A 20,248-nucleotide genomic window follows, 5' to 3' on the forward strand; every position below is an offset into this window, starting at 1 on the left:
GCGGGCTCACGCTTGCCCTTTGCACCACCCGCGATTTTCACTCCTTAAAACACCAATCATAACAACATGATTTTTAACATAAATAAAATATATTTTTCTACAAACTTGGACAAATAATTTTATTTGTGTAAGTTTTAAGTATGCCATTACGCTACCGTATCTAGCCAGGATGTGATCCATGAGCACCTCGCCGTCCGTGATTCGTCGTTTCGTTGAGTACTACGCCGGGCTGGATGCACAGCCGCCCGCGGCGCTGGCCACGCTGTACCATCCGGACGCGACGCTGAGCGATCCTTTTGGTCAGCATCAGGGGCTGTTCGCCATTCAGCGCTACTTTACCCATCTGCTGGCCAACGTGGAGCAGTGCCGGTTCACCATCGACACGCCGCTTTGCGACGGCCAGCGGTTCGCCGTGACCTGGACCATGCACTGGTCGCATCCGCGCATTGCCGGCGGAGAAACCCTGGCCCTGCCGGGCTGCTCGGTGGTGGACATCGCCGGGGAGCAGGTTCTCCATCAGCGCGACTACTACGACGCCGGGGAGATGATCTACGAGCATCTTCCCCTGCTGGGCTGGGCGGTGCGCGGCGTGAAGCGGAGGGTGCGCTCATGATGACGGTGCTCATCACCGGCGCCAGCTCCGGGATCGGCGCCGGCCTGGCGAAATCCTTCGCGGCGGATGGCCATCTGGTCATCGCCTGCGGGCGCGATGCGTCGCGCCTGGCAGCGCTCCAGCAGCTCAGCCCCAACATCAGCGTACGCCTGTTCGATATGACAGACAGGGACGCCTGTCGCCAGGCGCTGACGGGCTGTTTTGCCGACCTGATCATTCTCTGCGCCGGGACCTGCGAATACCTCGACCACGGACAGGTGGATGCCGCCCTCGTGGAGCGGGTGATGGCCACCAACTTCCTCGGGCCGGTGAACTGCCTGGCGGCGCTGCAGACGCAGCTGGAGGCAGGCGATCGGGTGGTGCTGGTCAGCTCCATGGCGCACTGGCTGCCCTTCCCGCGCGCGGAAGCCTATGGCGCCTCCAAGGCGGCGCTGAGCTGGTTTGCTAACAGCCTGCGTCTGGACTGGGAGCCGAAAGGGGTGGCCGTCACGGTGGTCTCTCCGGGCTTCGTCGACACCCCGCTGACGCGCAAAAACGACTTCGCCATGCCCGGCCGGGTGAGCGTGGATCGGGCGGTGGCGGCGATCCGCCACGGTCTGGCGAAGGGCAAAAACCACATCGCCTTCCCCACCGGTTTCAGCCTGGCCCTGCGTCTGCTGGCCAGTCTGCCATCGGGTATCCAGCGCCTGCTGTTGCGCAGAATGGTGCGCTCATGAACATCGCCATCATCGGCAGCGGCATCGCCGGGCTGACCTGCGCCTGGCGACTGGCCGGACACCATCAGGTAACGCTGTTCGAAGCGGGCGCCACGCCGGGCGGCCACACCGCCACCGTGGATGTCGCCACGCCGCAGGGCACCTGGGCCATCGATACCGGATTTATCGTCTACAACGATCGCACCTATCCGCGCTTTATGGGCCTGCTCAGCGAGCTGGGAATCGGCGGGCAAAAAACGCAGATGAGCTTCTCGGTCCACAACCCGGCCAGCGGCCTGGAATACAACGGCCACAGCCTGACCTCGCTTTTCGCCCAGCGGCGCAATCTGCTGAAGCCGGCCTTCTGGGGACTGCTGAGCGAGATCGTCCGCTTCAACCGGCTGGCGAAACTGGCGCTGACCGAGGCGCTGGATCCAGGCGCGACGCTGGAGAGCTTCCTCGCCCGCCACCGTTTCAGCCCCTTCTTCGCCCGCCACTATATTCTGCCGATGGGGGCGGCCATCTGGTCGTCGTCGCTGCAGGAGATGCGCCGCTTCCCGCTGCCGCTGTTTTTGCGCTTCTTTGAAAACCACGGTCTGCTGGATATTCGCGATCGCCCGCAATGGTACGTGGTGCCCGGCGGTTCCCGGGAATACGTCCGCGCCCTGCTCGCCAGGCTCGGCGATCGTCTGGATCTACGCCTCAACGCGCCGGTGCAGCAGGTGGACCGCCACCCGGCGGGGGTCACCCTGCGGCTGGCGTCCGGGGAGGCGCATTTTGACCAGGTGATCTTCGCCTGCCACTCCGTGCAAGCGCTGGCGATGCTGGCGGCGCCCACCGATTCCGAACGAGAAGTCCTCGGGGACATCGGCTGGCAGCGTAACGAGGTGGTGCTGCACAGCGATCCGCGCTGGCTGCCGGAGCGCCAGCGCGCCTGGGCCAGCTGGAACTATCGCCTGAGCGACGGGGATCGGGCCCGGGCCTGCGTCACCTACAACATGAATATTCTCCAGGGGCTGCCCGCGGGCGCGCCGCTGTTCTGCGTTACCCTGAACCCGGACGCGCCGGTGGACGATCGCTACGTCTGGAAGCGCTTCGTCTATGAGCATCCGCTGTTTAACCCGCAAAGCTGGTCGGCCCAGCTGCGGCGCGAAGAGATTAACGGCCAGCAGCGGAGCTGGTACTGCGGGGCCTACTGGTACAACGGCTTTCATGAGGATGGGGTGCGCAGCGCGCTCGACGTGGTGCAGGGCATCGCCGCGGCGGAGGGCCACTGAAATGAACAGCTGCCTCTATCAGGGCGTCCTGCGCCACCGTCGCCTGCAGCCGAAAGCGCACCACTTCGTCTACCGCCTGTTTATGGCCTGGCTCGACCTCGACGAACTGGACAGGCTGCCTGAGGCGGGCATCCGCCGCAACCGCCTGGCCGCCGCCGCCTGGTACGATGCCGATTATCCGCTGGGCGCGCCGCTGAAGGCCCAGGCGCTGAACCGGCTGGAGAGCCTGACCGGCTGCCGCCCGGCGGGCCGCGTGATGCTCCTGACCCAGCTGCGCTACTTCGGCTTCCATTTTAATCCGGTCAACTTTTACTACTGCTATGACGAAGCCGACACCCTGCGCTGGGTGCTGGCCGAAGTGCGCAACACGCCGTGGAATGAGCGTCATTACTACGCGGTGGACGGCCAGCAGGCGCGCCCGCTGGAGAAAGCCTTTCACGTTTCGCCCTTTAACCCGATGGACATGGTCTATCACTGGCGCTTCAACGCGCCCGGCAAAACGCTGCACATGCATATTGAAAACCATCAGGCCAGCAGGGTGTTCGACGCCACCCTGGCCCTGAGCCGCGTGCCGTTGACCCGCGCCAACCTGCGCGGGCTGCTGCTGCGTCTGCCGCTGATGACCCTGAAAACCGTCCTCGCCATCTACTGGCAGGCGCTGCGGCTGTGGCTGAAGCGCGTGCCGCTGTACAACCATCCTGTCAGCAGGAGTGAACGCTCATGACCGATCCCGTCTTTGCGCTTGAACCCGATGTGCCGCGCAACGTGCGGCTCGCGCGCTGGCTGCTTTTTCGTCTGTTGAGCGGCCTCCGCGAAGGCTCGCTCACCGTGCGCGAAGGGGCGCAGACGTTTCATTTTGGCGACCCCGCCGCCGCGCTGCGCGCCGAGGCGCGGGTCTGCACGCCGGAGGTGTACTGGCGTCTGCTGACCGGCGGCAGCCTGGCGGCGGCCGAGGCCTGGATGGACGGCGACTGGGAGAGCCACCAGCTGACGACGCTGCTGCAGATCCTCGCGCGCAACGGCGAGGTGCTGGGGCGTCTGGAGCGCGGCTTCCGTCTGCTGGGCAAGCCCGTCGCCCGCCTGCGCCACTGGACCCGCCGCAACACCCGCGCCCAGGCGCGGGAGAACATCGCCGCCCATTACGACCTCGGCAACGAATTTTATGCCCATTTTCTGGATGACGACCTGCTCTACTCCAGCGCGCTGTTTACCGATGACCAGCAGGATCTGACCCAGGCCCAGCGGGCCAAGATGGCGCGTCTGTGCGACCAGCTGGCGCTCAACTCCGGCGATCATCTGCTGGAGATTGGCACCGGCTGGGGGGCGCTGGCCGAGTACGCCGCCCGCCATTACGGCTGCCGGGTCACGACTACCACCCTTTCCCGGGAGCAGCACCGCTGGGCTACCGAGCGCATGGCCCGCGCCGGGCTGCAGGATCGCGTCGAGGTGCTGCTCTGCGACTACCGCGATCTGCGCGGCGAGTACGACAAACTGGTGTCGGTGGAGATGATTGAGGCGGTGGGCCAGCGCTACCTCCCGGCCTTCTTCCGCACCTGTCAGGCGCGCCTGCGCCCGGGCGGCAGAATGGCCCTGCAGGCGATCACCATTCAGGATCAGCGCTATCGCGACTACAGCAAAAGCGTCGATTTTATCCAGCGCTACATCTTCCCCGGCGGCTTTTTGCCCAGCATCACGGCAATGAGCGAGCTGATGACCCGCCATACCGATTTTGTGGTGCGCAACCTGTTCGACATGGGCCCGGACTATGCCCGCACCCTGGCGCACTGGCGGCAGCGTTTTACCCACGCCTGGCAGGATATTGAAAAGCTCGGCTTCGATGAGCGCTTCCGCCGGATGTGGCTCTACTACTTCGGCTATTGCGAAGCCGGATTTAACGCCCGCACCATCAGCGTGGTGCAGCTCACCGCGGAGCGGGTATGACACGCCCGGCGCAGCACTTGCTGATGGCCCTCGCGTTCGATGTTTACTGGACGCTGGTGGTGATGTTGCGCGAGCGCGGCCTGCTGATCTGGCTGACGCTGGCCATCTTCGCCTGGCTGCGGTTGCCGGCGACCAGTCGTCCGCCCGCCCTGCTGCTGGCCGCGGCGGGCTGCGGGCTGGACGCCTGCTGGGCGCTGGCGGGGCTGATTGATTTTCCCGGCGACAGCCTGCTGCCCCTGTGGATGGTGGCCCTGTGGCTGATGTTCGCCGTCGTCTGGACCCGACTGACCCGCACCGCGACGCTTCCCGGCTGGGTGCTGGCCACGGCGGCGACCCTCGGCGGCCCGGTGGCCTACCTGATCGGCGCTCGCCTCGGAGCCATGACCCTGCTGGTGCCGACGGCGCTTGCTGTGGCCGCCATGGCCTGCGGCTGGCTGGTGATCATGCTGCTGTTCCATCTGGGGATGGGGAGGCAAAAATGAGATTCGCCCTGTTACTGCTATGGCTGACCGTCCTCGCCCCGGCGGCCCACGCCGCCGACTGGCTGGCGTGGCGCCGCGTCGGCGAGGCGACCCTCACCTGGGGGCCGTTCACCGTCTATCACTCGCAGCTGCGTACGCCCAATGGCCGGTATGACGGCCCGCAGCAGGATCGGGCGCTGATCATCACCTACCGGCGCGACATCGATCGCGAGGCGCTGGTGGAGGCCACCCGCGACCAGTGGCAGGCGCAGGGCATTCTGCAGCAGGAACCGCGCAGCGAAGCCTGGCTACGCATGCTGCAGGGGATCTGGCCGGACGTCGCGCCGGGCAGCCAGCTGGCGTTCGTGGTCAGCGGCGGCGAGGGGCAGTTCTGGTACCGCGCCAGCGCCGCGCAGACCGCCTTTACCCCGCTCGGCCCGCGCCAGTCGGCGGCGTTCAGCACCCGCTTTCTCGCCATCTGGCTCGATCCGCGCACCACTTATCCCGAACTGCGTCAGCAGTTGATCGGAGGTACACCATGAAACGCATTCTGACCCTTGGCCTGGCGCTGCTGATGCTGATCCTCGCCGGCTGCAGCACCGAGGTCACGGAGTACCGGCAGCAGCAGCCCGCCCTCGACATCTTTCACTATTTTCAGGGGCGAACCGAGGCGTGGGGGATGGTGCAGGATCGCAGCGGCAAGCAGCTGCGCCGCTTCCATGTTGAGATCGATGGCGACGTCGTCGGCGACACCCTGACCCTCCATGAGCGCTTTGTCTATGACGACGGCGAGAAGCAGCAGCGGGTATGGCGCATTCGCCGCACCGGCGATAACCGTTATCAGGGCACCGCCGGCGATATCGAAGGGGTGGCCAGCGGCCAGGCGGCAGGCAATGCCTTTCACTGGCGCTACAGCATGAACGTCGAGGCCAGCGGCAGCCGGTGGCTGCTGCACTTTGACGACTGGATGTTCCTGCAGGACGGCAGCCATTTATTTAACAAAACCGAGATGAAGAAATTCGGCATTACGGTCGCCACCGTGACCCTTTTCTTTACCCGAACCACAGCAGAAGAGAGGACAGCGCCATGAACACGCAACCTGTCATTGGGATCAGCGGATGTTTAACCGGCTCAGCCGTGCGATTCGACGGCGGGCATAAGCGTATGGGCTTTGTGATGGATGAGCTCGCGCAGTGGGTGGCGTTTAAGCCCGTCTGCCCGGAGATGGCGATCGGCCTGCCCGTTCCCCGCCCGGCGCTCCGCCTGGTGCAGACCCCGGTCGGGGAGATCCGCATGCGCTTCAGCCACGCTCCGCACGAGGATGTGACGGAGAAGATGGCTGATTTCGCCAGCGCCCACCTCGCAACCCTGGGTGAGCTGTCGGGCTTTATCGTCTGCGCCAAATCGCCGAGCTGCGGGATGGAGCGCGTGCGGCTGTATGACGAAAAAGGCAATCGCGGGCGTAAGGAAGGCGTGGGGCTGTTTACCGGTGCCCTGATGGCGCGCTACCCGTGGCTGCCGGTGGAAGAGGATGGCCGGCTGCACGATCCGCTGCTGCGGGAGAATTTTGTCGAGCGCGTTTTCGCCCTGCATGAACTCAACGCCCTGCGCGCCCGCGGCCTGACCCGTCACGGCCTGCTGGCCTTTCACAGCCGCTACAAGCTGCAGCTGCTGGCTCACCACCAGGCGGGCTACCGGGAGATCGGCCCGTTCGTCGCCTCGCTGCATGAATGGGAGGATCTGGAGGCTTTCTTCGAGGTTTACCGCGAGAAGCTGATGGCGATCCTCAAGCGGCCCGCCTCGCGGAAAAACCACACCAACGTGCTGATGCATATTCAGGGTTATTTCCGCGACCAGCTGAACAGCCGCCAGCGCGGCGAGCTGCGGGAGGTGATCCTCAACTATCGCGCCGGGCTGCTGCCGATCCTCGCCCCGCTGACGCTGCTTAAGCACTATCTGGCCGAGTATCCGGATCGCTACCTGCAGGCGCAGAACTATTTTGACCCCTACCCGCAGGATCTGGCCCTGCGCCTGACGGTGAACTGAGGGAGTTGGCCTGAACCAGCTGCCCGGCGGCGCTGCGCTTGCCGGTCCTGGGGGGGAGCCCGCAGGAAGGAACGTAGGCCGGATAAGGCATGTATGCCGCCATCCGGCATAAATGGAGCGCACCAGTTGTAGCCCGGCTAAGCGTAGCGCCAGCCGGGAACGCTCCTTCGACAACGCTATCGCATCAGAACCACGCCTCAAACATCCCGCCGACGTTCAGCGAATCCAGCTGCTGGTCCTGGGTGCCGTTAACCTTCGCGGTATGCTCGTTGTCCACCTGGCCGCCGGTCACGTAGAAGCGCAGCATCGGACGGAACTCCGGCCCCATGCCGATGGCGATGTTCTGCGACAGCGTCAGCTTCCAGCCGTGGTTATCCCCGCCCTGGTCGTAATCCACGCGCTGGTAGCCCGCTTCCAGCCAGGTGGAGTGCACGTCGTTCCAGAAGTACATCGGCCGCACGATGGCGCCGTAGTTTTTGCGGTTGTCGGTATTATCTTTGCCGTTGTCGTAGTCATGGAAGGCCAGCAGATATTCCACCTGCGCCTGCTGGGTGAACTTATGGCTGCCCTCGAAGCTGGCGTAGACCGTGGTCAGGTCGTCGGTCTTGTTGTAGACGCTGTTATCCGAGTTGTCGGAATAGCGCAGGATCACCTTGTTCACCCCGCTGTCGTTGGTGTGGCTCAGCACCAGGCCGCCCTGCCAGGCTTCGAGACGCGCGTCGCTGTCCACCGCCTTTGAGTCAAAGCCGTAGTTGGCGTACACCTCGACGTCGATCGGCCCGGCCTTGATGTTGTGGGTTTTGGTGGTCAGCGCGTAGTGGCCGTTGTCGCCGGTGTCGGAGCTGCCGGTACAGGTGATGCGCGACGGGTTGGTCTCGTCGGCCATCACTTCCGGGCTGCAGGATTTCACCTGCGAGACCGCCGCCACGTCGAACTGCACGCCGCCGATATCAAAGTTCTTTACCCCGGCGCCCTGGCCGTCGTGGTTCATCCAGAAGTAGTCGTTGATCCCCTGTTGCGGACGCTGGTGGAAGTCGCGGCCGGCCCAGATATAGGCGTTGGGGTTGGATTCCAGCACGTTGGTGACCCCGACGTAGGCCTTCTTCAGGTTAACTTCGTCGCTCCAGTGGTCGAACATCACGTTGAGATCCCAGATAGCCCCCTGCGCGCTTTTGAAGGCCTTGCTGATCTGGAATTCGCCGCCGTTGCTTTCGTTGCCCAGACGGCCGATCGCCGAGGCGCCGTTATAGGAGCCGTCGACGCCGACATATTTCTGGTCGCCGGTCTGGAAGTGGGCGCCATAGCGGGCGTAGCCGCTGAACTTGAGGCCGAACGGAATGGCCATATCCGGCGAGGCGGCGGTGGTCTGCGGGTTGGTGATCACGTCGACCTTTTTGTTGGCCGCGGCGTCGATTTTCGCCTGGCGGTCGGCCAGCGCTTTATCAACGGCTTTGGCGACGATGGCGTCGATCTGTTCCTGAGTAAATTCTTGCGCCATTACAGAGGTAAGCGGAAAAAACGCGGCGATAACCGCCATGGTTAATGGAAGCTTTTTTATCATTGTCATGAGTTTCTCAATATAGGTTAATTTTATTCAGACAATAACCAGCCTATTCTGAGCTGACAGAATATGTCGCTATCATCAGAACAAGTTATTTTTTATTTTGTACGGTCACAGAGGCATTACACAATTATCGTTACCCTTCCTCCTTCGCTGATATTAAACAGGTGGTCTTTCGCCACTGACAAAAAAAACACAGCACGAACCAATAAACGCTATTTCCCGGCAGCGGATAGACGGCGGAATACATGCCCCCGCAGGGGCATGTCAGCAAAAATTAACCAAAGATATAGGTATTGACGAGATTTTCGAGTAATTCCTGACGCCCGCTCTGAGGCTGCGGATTCAGATTATGCTGCTCAGCGTATCGGGCAATATTATCCAGCGACATTTGCCCGCTCATAATTTTCTGCCCCAGCTCGCCCTGCCAGCCGGCATAGCGTTTTGCCAGACCCTGATCGAGCTTGCCATCCTCAATCATGCGCGCGGCCAGCTTGAGGGACAGCGCCATCACGTCCATGGCGCCAATATGGCCATAGAACATGTCGTATTTGTCGGTGCTCTGCCGGCGAACTTTGGCGTCAAAGTTCAGGCCGCCGGTGGTGAATCCCCCGGCTTTGAGGATCTCATACATCACCAGGGTATTTTCTTCCACGCTGTTCGGGAACTGATCGGTATCCCAGCCGAGCTGCGCATCGCCGCGGTTGGCATCAACGGAGCCGAAAATGCCCAGCGCGATGGCGCTGGCGATTTCATGGTGGAAAGAGTGCCCCGCCAGAGTGGCGTGGTTGGCTTCAATGTTCACCTTGATCTCATTTTCCAGACCAAACTGCTTCAGGAAGCCATACACCGTCGCGACATCGTAATCGTACTGATGCTTGGTGGGCTCCTGCGGTTTCGGCTCGATAAGCAGCGTGCCGCCAAAGCCAATCTTATGCTTGTGCTCCACCACCATCTGCAGGAAGCGGCCAATCTGCTCGCGCTCCTGGCGCAGGTCGGTATTCAACAGCGACTCGTAACCTTCTCGGCCGCCCCACAGCACATAGTTTTCGCCGCCGAGCTGGTGGGTGGCGTTCATGGCGGTCACCACCTGCGTGGCCGCCCAGGCAAACACCTCCGGATCGGGGTTGGTCGCCGCCCCGGCGCCGTAGCGCGGGTGGGTAAAGCAGTTGGCGGTGCCCCACAGCAGTTTCACGCCGGTTTGCTGCTGTTTCTCCGCCAGCACTTCGGTCATCACGGCGAAATTATGCAAATACTCTTTCAGCGACGCGCCTTCTGGCGAGACGTCGACATCATGGAAGCAGTAATACGGCACGTTGAGCTTGTAGAAAAATTCAAACGCCACGTCCGCTTTGCGTTTGGCCATTTCCAGCGCATCGCCCGCGGCCTGCCAGGGACGCTCAAACGAGCCGGCGCCAAACATATCCGCGCCATTCCAGCAGAAGTTATGCCAATAACAGGCGGCAAAACGCAGATGATCTGCCATGCGTTTTCCCAGCACGATTTCATCCGGATTATAGTGGCGAAACGCCAGCGGATTATCGGTTTTGGGTCCGGCAAAGCGAACGCGATCAACCTGGTCGAAATAGGTTTGCATGATGAACTCCGAAATTGAGAAACAGGAAAATTAACAACTGTGACACATCGTGTATTCTCATCGTCGGTTGCTCAATTACGTTATTTCACTCGGCGATTGAGAAAATGCTCAAATGTGAGCCATCTCGCAAATAAAACTATTTTAAATATCTCGCTTCGCGCGCGTATAGAGTACACTTCCTGGGGAATTCAGGTATCCATACCAAATTAAAATGCCGGTTTTGTCGCAATGCCTGCCTGCCCAAAAATTAGCGGCGGATAACGGTTCAACGCAGGCGATACAGGCCTTTGCTTCGAGGATCACAGAAGTAAAAAAACATAATTACGTAATTTAAAAACGTAATAGATTCTTCCAGGTCAACTGTGTCAGAAAGTGTTTCACCTACACAAAACAAACCGGAGTCTGCTTAGAATGAGTAAAAACATAATGCACAGTCGGCATGATGAATATCATAAATTAACCCGCGGAGAACGAATTGGTTATGGCATGGGCGACTTTGCGCAAAACCTTGTTTTCGGCACAATTGGGGGTTTTCTGGCTTTGCATATGCTGACGGTAAATACCATCAGCACGGCAACGGCAGGCTTTATTTTTCTTTTTGTCCGTATCATTAATGTGTTTTGGGATCCGATGGTCGGAACCTACGTGGATAAACGAACCTCGAAAGCAGGGAAATATCGTCCGTGGCTGTTACGAGCCGGCGTGCCGCTGGTGATCCTGTCGGCATTACTGTTCGCGCCCATCCCTGGGGTGAAAGGTTCGGTGGCTTTCGCCTTTATAATTTATCTGGCGCTGGACTTAGTTTATTCCTTAGTCAATATTCCCTATGGCTCGCTGAATGCGTCGCTGACCCGCGACCCGGAATCGATCGATAAGCTGACCAGTACCCGCATGATGCTGGCCAACAGCGCCAACCTGCTGGTCTATACCCTGTTCCCGATGTTTGTGCAGATGGCGGCGCCGAAAGATCGCAGCCTGAAAGACACCGGCTTTTTCGGCCTTGAGCTGAATCTGGGGAACTATACCGATCCGTCGGCGAACTACGCCTGGTTTGGCGTGTACGCCATCTATATGATCATCGGCGCGGTGGCCCTGTTTATCTGCTACAAATGCACCAAAGAACGCGTGGTCGCGACCGCCGAGCAGACCGCCAACGTCAAAACTACCGACCTTTTCCACGAGCTCAGACATAACCGTCCGCTGGTTATTCTCGGCATGTTCTTTATGCTGGCCTTTACCTTCATGTTCTTCATGAACACCGTTAACGGCTTCTTCAACCAGTTCGTCGTCGGCCACTCCGAATGGATGGGCGCCGTGGGTCTCGTCGCGTCTATTCCCGGCATCGCCTTCCCGGTGTTCTGGCCGAAACTGAAAAAAATCTTTGGTAAAAAAGGCTTCTTCCATCTGTTCCTCGCCATGTTCATCGTCGGCGAACTGCTGACCTACGTCTGGTCCCGCGAAGGGATGCACGACGCCCTGTGGCTGGCCTACATCGCCACCTTTATTAAACAGTGGGGCTTAACCTCCGCCACCGGCTTTATGTGGGCGCTGGTACCGGAAGTTATCGCGTACGGCGAATTAAAATCGGGCAAACGCAATGCCGCCATTATCAATGCCATTATGGGACTCTTCTTCAAGATCGGCTTCACCATCGGCGGCGCTATCCCGCTGTGGCTGCTGGCGGTGTATGGATTTAATGAAAGCGGCGCCGTGCAGAGCGCCAGCGCCATCGATGGGATCATTATGACCGCGGTGTGGATCCCAATTGCGCTGGCCGCTATTTCGATGGTGATCATGCAGGTTTATCCGATCTCCGATAAACATGTGACCGACATCAACCGTCAGCTGGATGAGATCCGCGTGTAGTTAAAAAAATTATAAATCAGACCGATCCTTAACTTTCCATTTTAAAAGGTGTAATGAAATGTCACTTATTCAAAACCCGATATTACGCGGCTTTAATGCCGACCCCAGTATTATTCGCGTCGAGGATACGTACTATATTGCCAACTCGACGTTTGAGTGGTTCCCGGGCGTGCGTTTACATGAGTCGAAAGACCTGAAAAACTGGAACCTGCTGCCTTCGCCGCTCTCCACCACCACCCTGCTGGACATGAAGGGCAACCCCTCCTCCGGCGGCATTTGGGCGCCGGCGCTTTCCTGGGCCGATGGGCAATTCTGGTTGGTGTATACCGATGTGAAGGTCACCGAAGGCGCCTTCAAAGACATGACCAACTATCTGACCACCGCGAAGGATATTCGGGGCCCGTGGAGCGACCCGATCAAGCTGAACGGCGTCGGGTTTGACGCCTCGCTGTTCCATGACGACGATGGCCGGAAATATATCGTCCAGCAAACCTGGGATCACCGGGAGTACCATCACCCCTTCGATGGCATTACCTTAACGGAGCTGGATACCAAGACGCTGAAGTTAATGCCGGAAACCGCGCGCACCATCTACCGCGGCACCGCCGTGGCGCTGGTCGAGGGGCCGCACCTCTATAAACTGAACGGCTACTACTATCTGTTTGCCGCCCAGGGCGGCACCGTGTTTACCCACCAGGAGGTGGTGGCGCGGTCGAAAACCCTCGAGGCCGACAGCTTCGAAACCGAGCCGGGCGACGTGTTCTTAACCAACGTCGATACCCCGGACAGCTACATCCAGAAACAGGGCCATGGCGCGCTGGTCTCCACTCCGGAAGGCGAATGGTATTACGCCTCGCTCTGCGCCCGGCCGTGGAATCGCCCGGGGGAATCCATCTACGACCCGCGCGGCTGGTCAACTCTCGGCCGGGAAACCGCGATCCAGAAAGTATACTGGGACGATGAGGGCTGGCCGCGTATTGAAGGCGGTCATGGCGGGAAAACCTTCGTCGAAGGGCCAAAAGACGCCATCTTCACCGAAAGCGCCAGCGATAATAGCCAGCAGGATGACTTTACCTCGCCAGCGCTCGACCCGAACTGGAATACCCTGCGGGTGCCGTTTACGGCCAAAATGGGCACCACCGGCGACGGCAAATTAACCTTAATCGGCCAGGGTTCGTTAGCCAATACGCATGACCTGTCGCTGATTGCCCGCCGCTGGCAGGCCTTCTATTTTGACGCCGCGGTGAAGGTGAAATTCGAGCCCTTCAGCTACCAGCAGATGGCCGGGTTAACGAATTACTATAACGACCGCCACTGGAGCTTCGTCTTCCTGACCTGGAATGAAATTAACGGCAAGGTCATCGAAGTCGGCGAAAATAACCGCGGGAAATACACGTCGTACCTGAAAGATAACGCCATCAAGGTGCCGGACGGCGTGGAATACGTCTGGTTCCGGACCAAGGTCCGCAAGCAGACCTACAGCTATGAATACAGCTTCGATGGCGTGTCGTTCACCGAGATCCCGGTCCAGCTGGATGCCGCGGTGCTGTCCGATGACTATGTGTTGCAGAGCTACGGCGGGTTCTTTACCGGCGCGTTCGTCGGCCTGGCGGCGGTAGACTACGCCGGGTACGGCACCCAGGCTGAGTTTTATCAGTTCGAGTATCAGGAACTGGGCGATAGGTTAGCGGCCGATGGCAGTTACAGCTGGGAGGCTGGCGAGACGCGGGATAAGTAAGAGTGTGTGAGCCCACGCTACCGGTAAGGTAGCGTGGGGTTTGTGAACTGTGGGAACGCAACGGTTATGCGCTTCCGATTTTTTCAGGCTTGCGCCGCAGGGGTTTTTAACGACGGGACGTATATTAAGCTTGCGGCTGATATGAATGAAGGCTGCGTAAAAACCAAATAAAACTTGCTCACCCCTCATTTATCACCTGATACAACGGGATCATCGCCGCCCCCCTTGATGCGCTCTGCACTCCCATTGAAGACGCAGCCAACCTCACTCGCGGACGGTTAGGATCGAAACGAGTTTCTAGCCGCTGGTTCAGCTCCTCCACCAGTCGGCTGATAATCGGTTTTGGCATCACTCCACCAAGCACAATTATCTGCGGGTCCACCCACTGTACACAGCCAAACACAGTCTGCTCCACCTGACCTCTACAGCGTTCAAACCAGCTTTCCAGCAGTGGATGCTGCTCGGCGATCAACTCCGGCAGCTGGTTTTCAGTAAACCCTTCGCGATCCAGTGTGGCAAGCAGATCCTTATATGAGGGTCGCGGCGTACCTGATGGAAACGCCATTCCAACTTCACCAGCATTGCAGAACCCGCCGCGCAGCATTTTATGCCCGGAGATAATCCCTGCGCCAATACCGTAGCCAAGATCGATAAAGGTCAGATCGCTGTACGCATTCCATTCACCACTGTATAGCTCACCTACCGCAGCTGCGTTGGCATTATTCTCCACCCACGTCGGCCACGGCAGATTGTCAGCAAATGTCTGCTGTAAATCCGCATCGCGCCAGCTCTCCAAAGAGGGCACGCAGTGGCGTTTGCGTCCATCGGCTTTCAGAAAGCCCGGCACCGCATAGCCAATGCCGAGAATACGCGCGTGCTGGAGCTGGCGCTTTTTCAGCGTCTGCTCCACCAAGGTTTTGATCTGCACGAGTGTGGCGGACAACGGCTGATTTTCAAGGTGCGCTTCGGAAAGTGACAACAACTGGCGACCGCTGAGATCGACGACTGTCATATCGATGAAGCCGGGACTAAACGACAATCCTATGGCACAGCCTCCTCCAGGATTAAGACGCAATGGCAGCGATGGCTGACCGCGCTGGCCGGTATTACGTTCTCCTTCAACCACCAGACCTAAGAACATCAGTTCCCGACACTGCTGGGTGATCGCTCCCGCCGTCAATCCAGACAATCGCGCCAGTTCGGCACGCGTCACCGGCGCGTGCCTGCGGATCAGTTCCAGTAGCAGGCGCTGTGAACCACGAAGTTCAAGGCATTCAGATTGGGAATCCATGGTGTCCTTATTTTTCTAACCCCAGCGCAGGCCAGCTTCTTCAATAAGCCCCTGCAGGTAAGGAATATCGTCGTGGCTGAGCATATCAATCAGCCCCGCCTGCATCCAGCCGATAATCATCGAACGACTGTCGCAGCCGAATTTATAGTCGTACTGCTCCAGCGGAGTCATGCCATTTCTCACTTCATGCAGAAACATCCGTATTCCGAGCCCGGCTTTTTTGTAAGCTCGTAGGTCGCCAATATGGGCGAACTCAAATTCAAAACAGACACATGAGGCGTTTGATTGTTGCACCGCCGCCAATTGGTTATTGTAACGCTCCAGCGTTACCACCTGTAATGCCAGTTGTGGAATTTGTGCCTTCACCTGATTTATTAACACATGATTGAAGCCTAACAACTGGATATGGTTGATGGCTTCCGGTTGCTCGTGAAGTAGCTCGACCAGTACAGAAACAAATTTATCGTGTCGGTTACGCTGTTTCACCTCAACAATCAGCCCCATATCATTTTCCACCGCCCAGCACAATACGTCCGCCAGTAGGGGAATGTGTGTTCCGATAAATGAGGGATGGAATTTCATGCCAAAGTCGCATGCCAGCAATTGAAGGTACGTCATCTCCTCGACAAAGCCATCACCAGAGGACACCCGGTCGATACGGTGATCATGCGTGACGACCAACTGGTTATCCACCGTCAGGTGAACGTCGATTTCAATACAGTGAGTTCCCGCCAGGCGTGCAGCCTCAAATGCTGGAAAGGTATTTTCCGGTGCGCAAGTGGAAAACCCACGGTGACTGTTGGCCAGTACTATTCCCTCTGCCGCCCGATGAAAGTTAAATGCCATCTGTAGCTCCTCATGATGAAAGATGATAGTTAACTTTACTATTTAAATTTAATAAGAAAAGAAAACTCTGTCAAAAGACAAAAATCATGCTTAAAACATCTTACTTATCATTGTTTATCATGGTTTTTTTGTTTTAACGATCAACATCACATAAATTTTATATTTAGTATGTAAATTTAAACACCCATTTGATGCAACGGAAAACGAGAGCTTATGTCAAAACTGGTGCTGGAACAGGTAACCAAAACGTTCGGCGAATTCTATGCCGCCAGGGAAATCTCGTTCTGCGCCGAAGAGGGGGAATTCGTGACTCTGCTGGGGCCAAGCGGCTGCGGTAAAACCACCCTGCTGAAGATGATCGGCGGTTTTCATCAGCCGGATAGTGGGCGCATTCTGATTGGCGATAAAACGGTGAACGCGCTGCCGCCGGAAAAGCGCAACACCGCCATGTGCTTTCAGTCCTACGCGCTGTTTCCGCACCTCAACGTGGCGCACAATATCTGTTTCGGCCTGAAACAGAAAAAGGCCACCATCGGCGAACAGCAGGCCCGGCTGGCGGAGGCGCTGAAGCAGGTAGGGCTGGAGAGTCAGCGGCTGAAAATGCCCGGGCAGCTCTCTGGCGGTCAACAGCAGCGCGTGGCGCTGGCGCGGGCGATGATCACCCGTCCAGACGTGATCCTGTTCGACGAACCGCTCTCCAACCTCGATGCCAAGCTGCGCGAGAGCGTGCGTTTTGAAATTAAGGAACTCCAGCGGCTGTATCAGCTCACCTCGATTTACGTCACCCACGACCAGGCGGAAGCGCTGGCGATGTCGGACAAAATCGTGGTGTTGAACGCCGGTAACGTCGAGCAGATCGGCCAGCCGGAGGAGATCTACTACCGCCCAGCCAACCGCTTTGTGGCGGACTTTATCGGCGCGGCCAATATCGATACCGCACAGGTCACGCCCGCAGAGCAGCCGGGCTATTACCGGGTACGCTGCGCCCTCGGTGAGTTTTATGTCTTCTCTGACCGGCCGCCGCGCGCGGAGCACTGCTATATCTGCTGGCGACCAGAAGATGCGCAGTATGTCGGCCAGCCGCAGGCGGGAGACAACCACTTCACCCTGACGCTCGATAAAATGGCCTTTATGGGCAACCTCACCGAAGCCTGGGGCCACAACAACGCCGGACTGTCGGTGCGCCTGCAGCTGATTAAAAAGCCGCCCATTGCCCCCGGCGAGCGCGTTTGCTTCCGTCTGACGGAAAACGCCATCCATTTTCTGGAGCCGGTATCATGAAAAACTGGCGCAACGAGCTATTCGCCTGGCTGTTGATGCTCAGCGGGCTGGGCACCATTCTGCTGCTGATGGGATCCACTTTTTATGTGGTGATCGCCCAGAGTCTGGGCTGGTTTAACCTCGAAGGCGATAGTCATTTCTCTCTAGAGTACTGGCGCAACATGCTGCAGGACGAGGTACTGCAAAGCGCCCTGTTCTACTCCGTAAAAGTATCACTGCTGGGGGCATTCGGTTCGGTAATTTTCGCGTATCCACTAGCGCTGTGGCTACGTAAACCGATGGTCGGTAAAGCAGGGATTATCGCGGTACTGCGTGCGCCGATGTTTATCCCCGGTCTGGTGGCGGCGTTTCTGTTCGTCAATATCGTGGCTTATCACGGCATCATCAACGAGCTGCTGCTGGCGCTGGGCATTATCAGTGAGCCGCTGCGGATGCAGAACGATGATTTCGGCTGGGGTGTCGTTATCCTGCAAATCTGGAAGAACCTGCCCTTAGCCCTGATCCTGGTCGGCGGCGCGGTCAACGCTATTCGTAACGACGTGCTGGACACCGCCAGCAACCTCGGTGCTAACCGCTGGCGCAGCTTTACCGGCGTCGTGGTGCCGCTGACGCTGCCCGCCGTACAGGTGACGCTGATTCTGGTGTTTATCGGCGCGTTGGGAGATTTCGCCTTCTTCTCAGTGGCCGGGCCGCGCAACACCTACTCGCTGTCACGCCTGATGCAGGCCACCGCCATGGAATACGGCGAGTGGAATAGCGCGGCGGTAATTGCAGTGATCATTATGGTCACGGCGGCCATCTGCACGCTGCTGATCGCCCTGCTTATCACCCCATTCGCAACCCGCAAAGGAGAGCTCAAATGAGCCACACTGCCAATGGTCGTCGGGTGGTGACGATTTCGCTGATCTTTTTCATGGTTGCCAACCTCATCTGGCTGGGAATGCCGTTCGGTATGGCGATCCTTTGGTCGCTGGTTGACGCGGCCCATCCGTGGAGCTACCCGGATATCTTCCCGCCGGTGTTGTCGTTCAGCCGCTGGCTGCTGGTATGGGAAAAAACCTCGCTTGCAGAGGCGCTATTGAACAGCTACACCATCGCACCTACGGTAGCGGTCGCCAGCCTTCTGCTGTCGCTCCCCACCGCGTATGCCTTCGGGCGCATGACCTTTCGTGGTAAGGCGGTGGCGGAGATGCTGACGCTGATCCCACTGGTGATGCCGGGAATGCTGATCGGGATTTTCTTCAGCGCCATGCTGCTCAATCTCAATATCGACAATGCTTTTATCAGCATTGTTATCGGCCATACGGTACTGACGCTACCCTATTCGATTCGCATTATGTCGGCAGGGTTTAAGGCTGTACCGCAGGATCTGATCGATGCCAGTCGTGACTTAGGCTCTGGTGTGTGGGGCACTTTCAGCAACGCCTACCTGCCGCTGCTGAAACCGAGCTTGCTGGCGGCGCTGATTTTTTGTCTGGTGCGAAGCCTTGAGGAATTCAGCATCTCATACGTACTGGGCGCACCGGATTTTATCACCGTCCCGACCATTCTTTACTCTTTCCTTGGCTACTCCTTCGTCCGCCCGGATGCGGCAGTGGTGTCGATGATTCTGGTGATCCCCAACGTCATCCTGATGGCTATCATCGAGAAGTTGCTGAAAGGGAATTATCTGTCGCAGTCAACGGGGAAAGCCTGACCTTTTACAGGAGATAATGTGATGAAAAAAGCAGTGATAATTATGGCGGGCGGCCTGCTGTGCAGTTCTCTGACAATGGCGGCTGAGAAGGCCGACTGGGATAAAGTACTGGAACAAGCAAAACAAGAAGGCAACGTGACTTTTCATGTCTGGTACCTGCAATCACAGTGGCGAATTTTCGTGCAGGAATTTGAAAAACAATACGGCATTAAAGTACGTATTCCGGAAGGCAGACTCGACGGCAATGTTAATAAGTTGCTGGCGGAAGCGGGCAAAAAGAAAGGCAGACTCGACGTTATCGCCATGTCTGTAACACAGTTGCCGGTGATGATGGGATTGAAAGCGCTAGCAAAGATTGACGATTTACCTGGCTATGATGACGCCGTTCATCAGATTCAGAACGTCGATACTCAGGGTTATGCCGTGGCGTTCTGGGGTAATCAGACCGGTTTTGCCTATGATCCGAAACAGATTGGCAATCAGGCACTGCCGCAGACACTGGATCAATTACAAAGCTTTATTAACGCAAATCCAAAGAGGTTCGGCTATAACGACCCAAATAACGGTGGCGCGGGGGAAGCTTTTATCCAGAGAATCGTCACCATTACGGGCGGTGATTTTAACAGCAAAACGGACAGCATTGACCCAACGGTAGTGAAACGCTGGCAGAAAGGATGGCTGTGGTTTGCCGCTAACCGCGACAATATAACACTGACAGCCTCCGGCGCTGACAGCCTGACTCGCCTGAACGATGGCGAGTTGATGCTGATTCCCATCTGGGAAGACCATCTAGTTGGGCTGCAAAAAACTGGAGCCATTACCCCAAGGCTGAAATTTTACGTGCCGGAGTTTGGGATGCCCGGTGGCGGCAACATCGCGGCGATTGCCGCCAACAGCCCACATCCGGCGGCATCACGGCTGTTCCTAAACTGGCTGATCCTGCCATCAACCCAGAAGGCAATGAATCAAGCGTTTGGTTCAACTCCCCTGAAGAAACTGAGCGGTCCGGACACCGCAGTACAATTTTACGGTAAAGCCTACAGCAGACAGCTTAGGAGAGTCTTCGTCCATGAAGTTATGACGCAGTAAACCCTAAGTATTGATTCTGAAGAGTAAGCGCAGGAAAGACATCGCACGAAGGTTTCTGTTCAGGAACTCATAACCTCGGACATAAATCATCACAAGCAATTGATTTAAAAATTAAATTATAATTATGACACTATATCATTCCCCTACCAAGCTTAACTTTACTGGTATAACACGCTGGACTGCGGTACTGCTGAGTTTATCGCCATCGCGCCGCATCCCCCCCCAATCATCATGGCCCATCTACATCTTA

19 protein-coding genes are annotated in these 20,248 nt (G+C 58.0%); 15 read left to right on the top strand and 4 right to left on the bottom strand.

Annotated features, from left to right (window positions below):
* Positions 1–178: 178 nt before the first annotated feature.
* The 9 genes from AB1E37_RS22330 to AB1E37_RS22370 are packed head-to-tail and all read left to right on the top strand — an operon-like array spanning position 179 to position 7,033.
* Positions 179–613, top strand: coding sequence for a nuclear transport factor 2 family protein (locus tag AB1E37_RS22330; RefSeq protein WP_002887256.1), 435 nt, complete (start codon positions 179–181; stop codon positions 611–613).
* Positions 610–1,329 (top strand): SDR family NAD(P)-dependent oxidoreductase, encoded by a 720-nt coding sequence (locus tag AB1E37_RS22335; RefSeq protein ID WP_004222355.1) that lies wholly within the window; start codon positions 610–612, stop codon positions 1,327–1,329. Before AB1E37_RS22330 ends, AB1E37_RS22335 begins: the two co-directional genes overlap by 4 nt.
* Positions 1,326–2,585: an NAD(P)/FAD-dependent oxidoreductase gene (locus AB1E37_RS22340; RefSeq protein ID WP_004222353.1), complete on the top strand. Its 1,260-nt coding sequence runs from the start codon at positions 1,326–1,328 to the stop codon at positions 2,583–2,585. Before AB1E37_RS22335 ends, AB1E37_RS22340 begins: the two co-directional genes overlap by 4 nt.
* Position 2,586: 1 nt before the next feature.
* The gene (locus AB1E37_RS22345; protein ID WP_004222350.1) at positions 2,587–3,309 is read left to right on the top strand and encodes a DUF1365 domain-containing protein; all 723 of its coding nucleotides are present in this window, start codon (positions 2,587–2,589) and stop codon (positions 3,307–3,309) included.
* Positions 3,306–4,526 (top strand): cyclopropane-fatty-acyl-phospholipid synthase family protein, encoded by a 1,221-nt coding sequence (locus AB1E37_RS22350; RefSeq protein WP_004222347.1) that lies wholly within the window; start codon positions 3,306–3,308, stop codon positions 4,524–4,526. Before AB1E37_RS22345 ends, AB1E37_RS22350 begins: the two co-directional genes overlap by 4 nt.
* Positions 4,523–5,008 (top strand): DUF2878 domain-containing protein, encoded by a 486-nt coding sequence (locus AB1E37_RS22355; protein ID WP_004222343.1) that lies wholly within the window; start codon positions 4,523–4,525, stop codon positions 5,006–5,008. The genes AB1E37_RS22350 and AB1E37_RS22355 overlap by 4 nt, the downstream gene beginning before the upstream one ends.
* Positions 5,005–5,529 carry a hypothetical protein gene (locus tag AB1E37_RS22360; protein WP_004222332.1) on the top strand — a complete coding sequence of 175 codons (525 nt, stop codon included), beginning with the start codon at positions 5,005–5,007 and terminating at the stop codon, positions 5,527–5,529. Before AB1E37_RS22355 ends, AB1E37_RS22360 begins: the two co-directional genes overlap by 4 nt.
* The gene (locus tag AB1E37_RS22365; RefSeq protein ID WP_004177586.1) at positions 5,526–6,077 is read left to right on the top strand and encodes a DUF3833 domain-containing protein; all 552 of its coding nucleotides are present in this window, start codon (positions 5,526–5,528) and stop codon (positions 6,075–6,077) included. The genes AB1E37_RS22360 and AB1E37_RS22365 overlap by 4 nt, the downstream gene beginning before the upstream one ends.
* On the top strand, positions 6,074–7,033 hold the full coding sequence (locus AB1E37_RS22370; protein ID WP_004214857.1) for a DUF523 and DUF1722 domain-containing protein: 960 nt from the start codon (positions 6,074–6,076) through the stop codon (positions 7,031–7,033). The genes AB1E37_RS22365 and AB1E37_RS22370 overlap by 4 nt, the downstream gene beginning before the upstream one ends.
* Positions 7,034–7,217: 184 nt before the next feature.
* Here AB1E37_RS22370 and AB1E37_RS22375 read toward each other — a convergent pair whose 3' ends face one another.
* Positions 7,218–8,600: a carbohydrate porin gene (locus AB1E37_RS22375; RefSeq protein WP_032448696.1), complete on the bottom strand. Its 1,383-nt coding sequence runs from the start codon at positions 8,598–8,600 to the stop codon at positions 7,218–7,220.
* Positions 8,601–8,871: 271 nt separating this feature from the next.
* Positions 8,872–10,191: a xylose isomerase gene (xylA, locus tag AB1E37_RS22380; RefSeq protein ID WP_004178432.1), complete on the bottom strand. Its 1,320-nt coding sequence runs from the start codon at positions 10,189–10,191 to the stop codon at positions 8,872–8,874.
* A gap of 426 nt (positions 10,192–10,617) precedes the next feature.
* Here xylA and AB1E37_RS22385 point away from each other — a divergent pair, with 426 nt between their 5' ends.
* Both AB1E37_RS22385 and AB1E37_RS22390 read left to right on the top strand, forming a co-directional pair.
* Positions 10,618–12,057 (top strand): MFS transporter, encoded by a 1,440-nt coding sequence (locus AB1E37_RS22385; RefSeq protein ID WP_004153321.1) that lies wholly within the window; start codon positions 10,618–10,620, stop codon positions 12,055–12,057.
* Between the two features lie 58 nt (positions 12,058–12,115).
* The gene (locus AB1E37_RS22390) at positions 12,116–13,795 is read left to right on the top strand and encodes a glycoside hydrolase family 43 protein (RefSeq protein WP_016831405.1); all 1,680 of its coding nucleotides are present in this window, start codon (positions 12,116–12,118) and stop codon (positions 13,793–13,795) included.
* Positions 13,796–13,973: 178 nt separating this feature from the next.
* Here the strand turns inward: AB1E37_RS22390 and AB1E37_RS22395 are convergent, their stop codons facing one another.
* Both AB1E37_RS22395 and AB1E37_RS22400 read right to left on the bottom strand, forming a co-directional pair.
* Positions 13,974–15,086 carry an ROK family transcriptional regulator gene (locus tag AB1E37_RS22395; RefSeq protein WP_004222324.1) on the bottom strand — a complete coding sequence of 371 codons (1,113 nt, stop codon included), beginning with the start codon at positions 15,084–15,086 and terminating at the stop codon, positions 13,974–13,976.
* 15 nt (positions 15,087–15,101) lie between these two features.
* Positions 15,102–15,932, bottom strand: a complete 831-nt coding sequence (locus AB1E37_RS22400) for a glycerophosphodiester phosphodiesterase family protein (protein WP_009309832.1) — start codon at positions 15,930–15,932, stop codon at positions 15,102–15,104.
* Positions 15,933–16,145: 213 nt separating this feature from the next.
* Between AB1E37_RS22400 and AB1E37_RS22405 the strand changes: the two genes are divergently transcribed.
* Genes AB1E37_RS22405 through AB1E37_RS22420 form a run of 4 tightly spaced genes read left to right on the top strand, consistent with a single transcriptional unit; the run spans position 16,146 to position 19,998 of the window.
* Complete coding sequence (locus AB1E37_RS22405) at positions 16,146–17,213, top strand: ABC transporter ATP-binding protein (protein ID WP_009309831.1); 1,068 nt, start codon at positions 16,146–16,148, stop codon at positions 17,211–17,213.
* A complete protein-coding gene (locus AB1E37_RS22410) occupies positions 17,210–18,076 on the top strand; it encodes an ABC transporter permease (protein WP_032448233.1) in 867 nt (288 codons plus the stop codon). Before AB1E37_RS22405 ends, AB1E37_RS22410 begins: the two co-directional genes overlap by 4 nt.
* Positions 18,073–18,909: an ABC transporter permease gene (locus AB1E37_RS22415; protein WP_009309830.1), complete on the top strand. Its 837-nt coding sequence runs from the start codon at positions 18,073–18,075 to the stop codon at positions 18,907–18,909. The genes AB1E37_RS22410 and AB1E37_RS22415 overlap by 4 nt, the downstream gene beginning before the upstream one ends.
* A 21-nt stretch (positions 18,910–18,930) precedes the next feature.
* Positions 18,931–19,998: an extracellular solute-binding protein gene (locus tag AB1E37_RS22420; protein ID WP_009309829.1), complete on the top strand. Its 1,068-nt coding sequence runs from the start codon at positions 18,931–18,933 to the stop codon at positions 19,996–19,998.
* Positions 19,999–20,248: the final 250 nt, after the last annotated feature.

The organism is Klebsiella sp. Shm-1, from assembly GCF_040804525.1.
GTDB classification, from domain to species: Bacteria; Pseudomonadota; Gammaproteobacteria; order Enterobacterales; family Enterobacteriaceae; genus Klebsiella; species Klebsiella pneumoniae.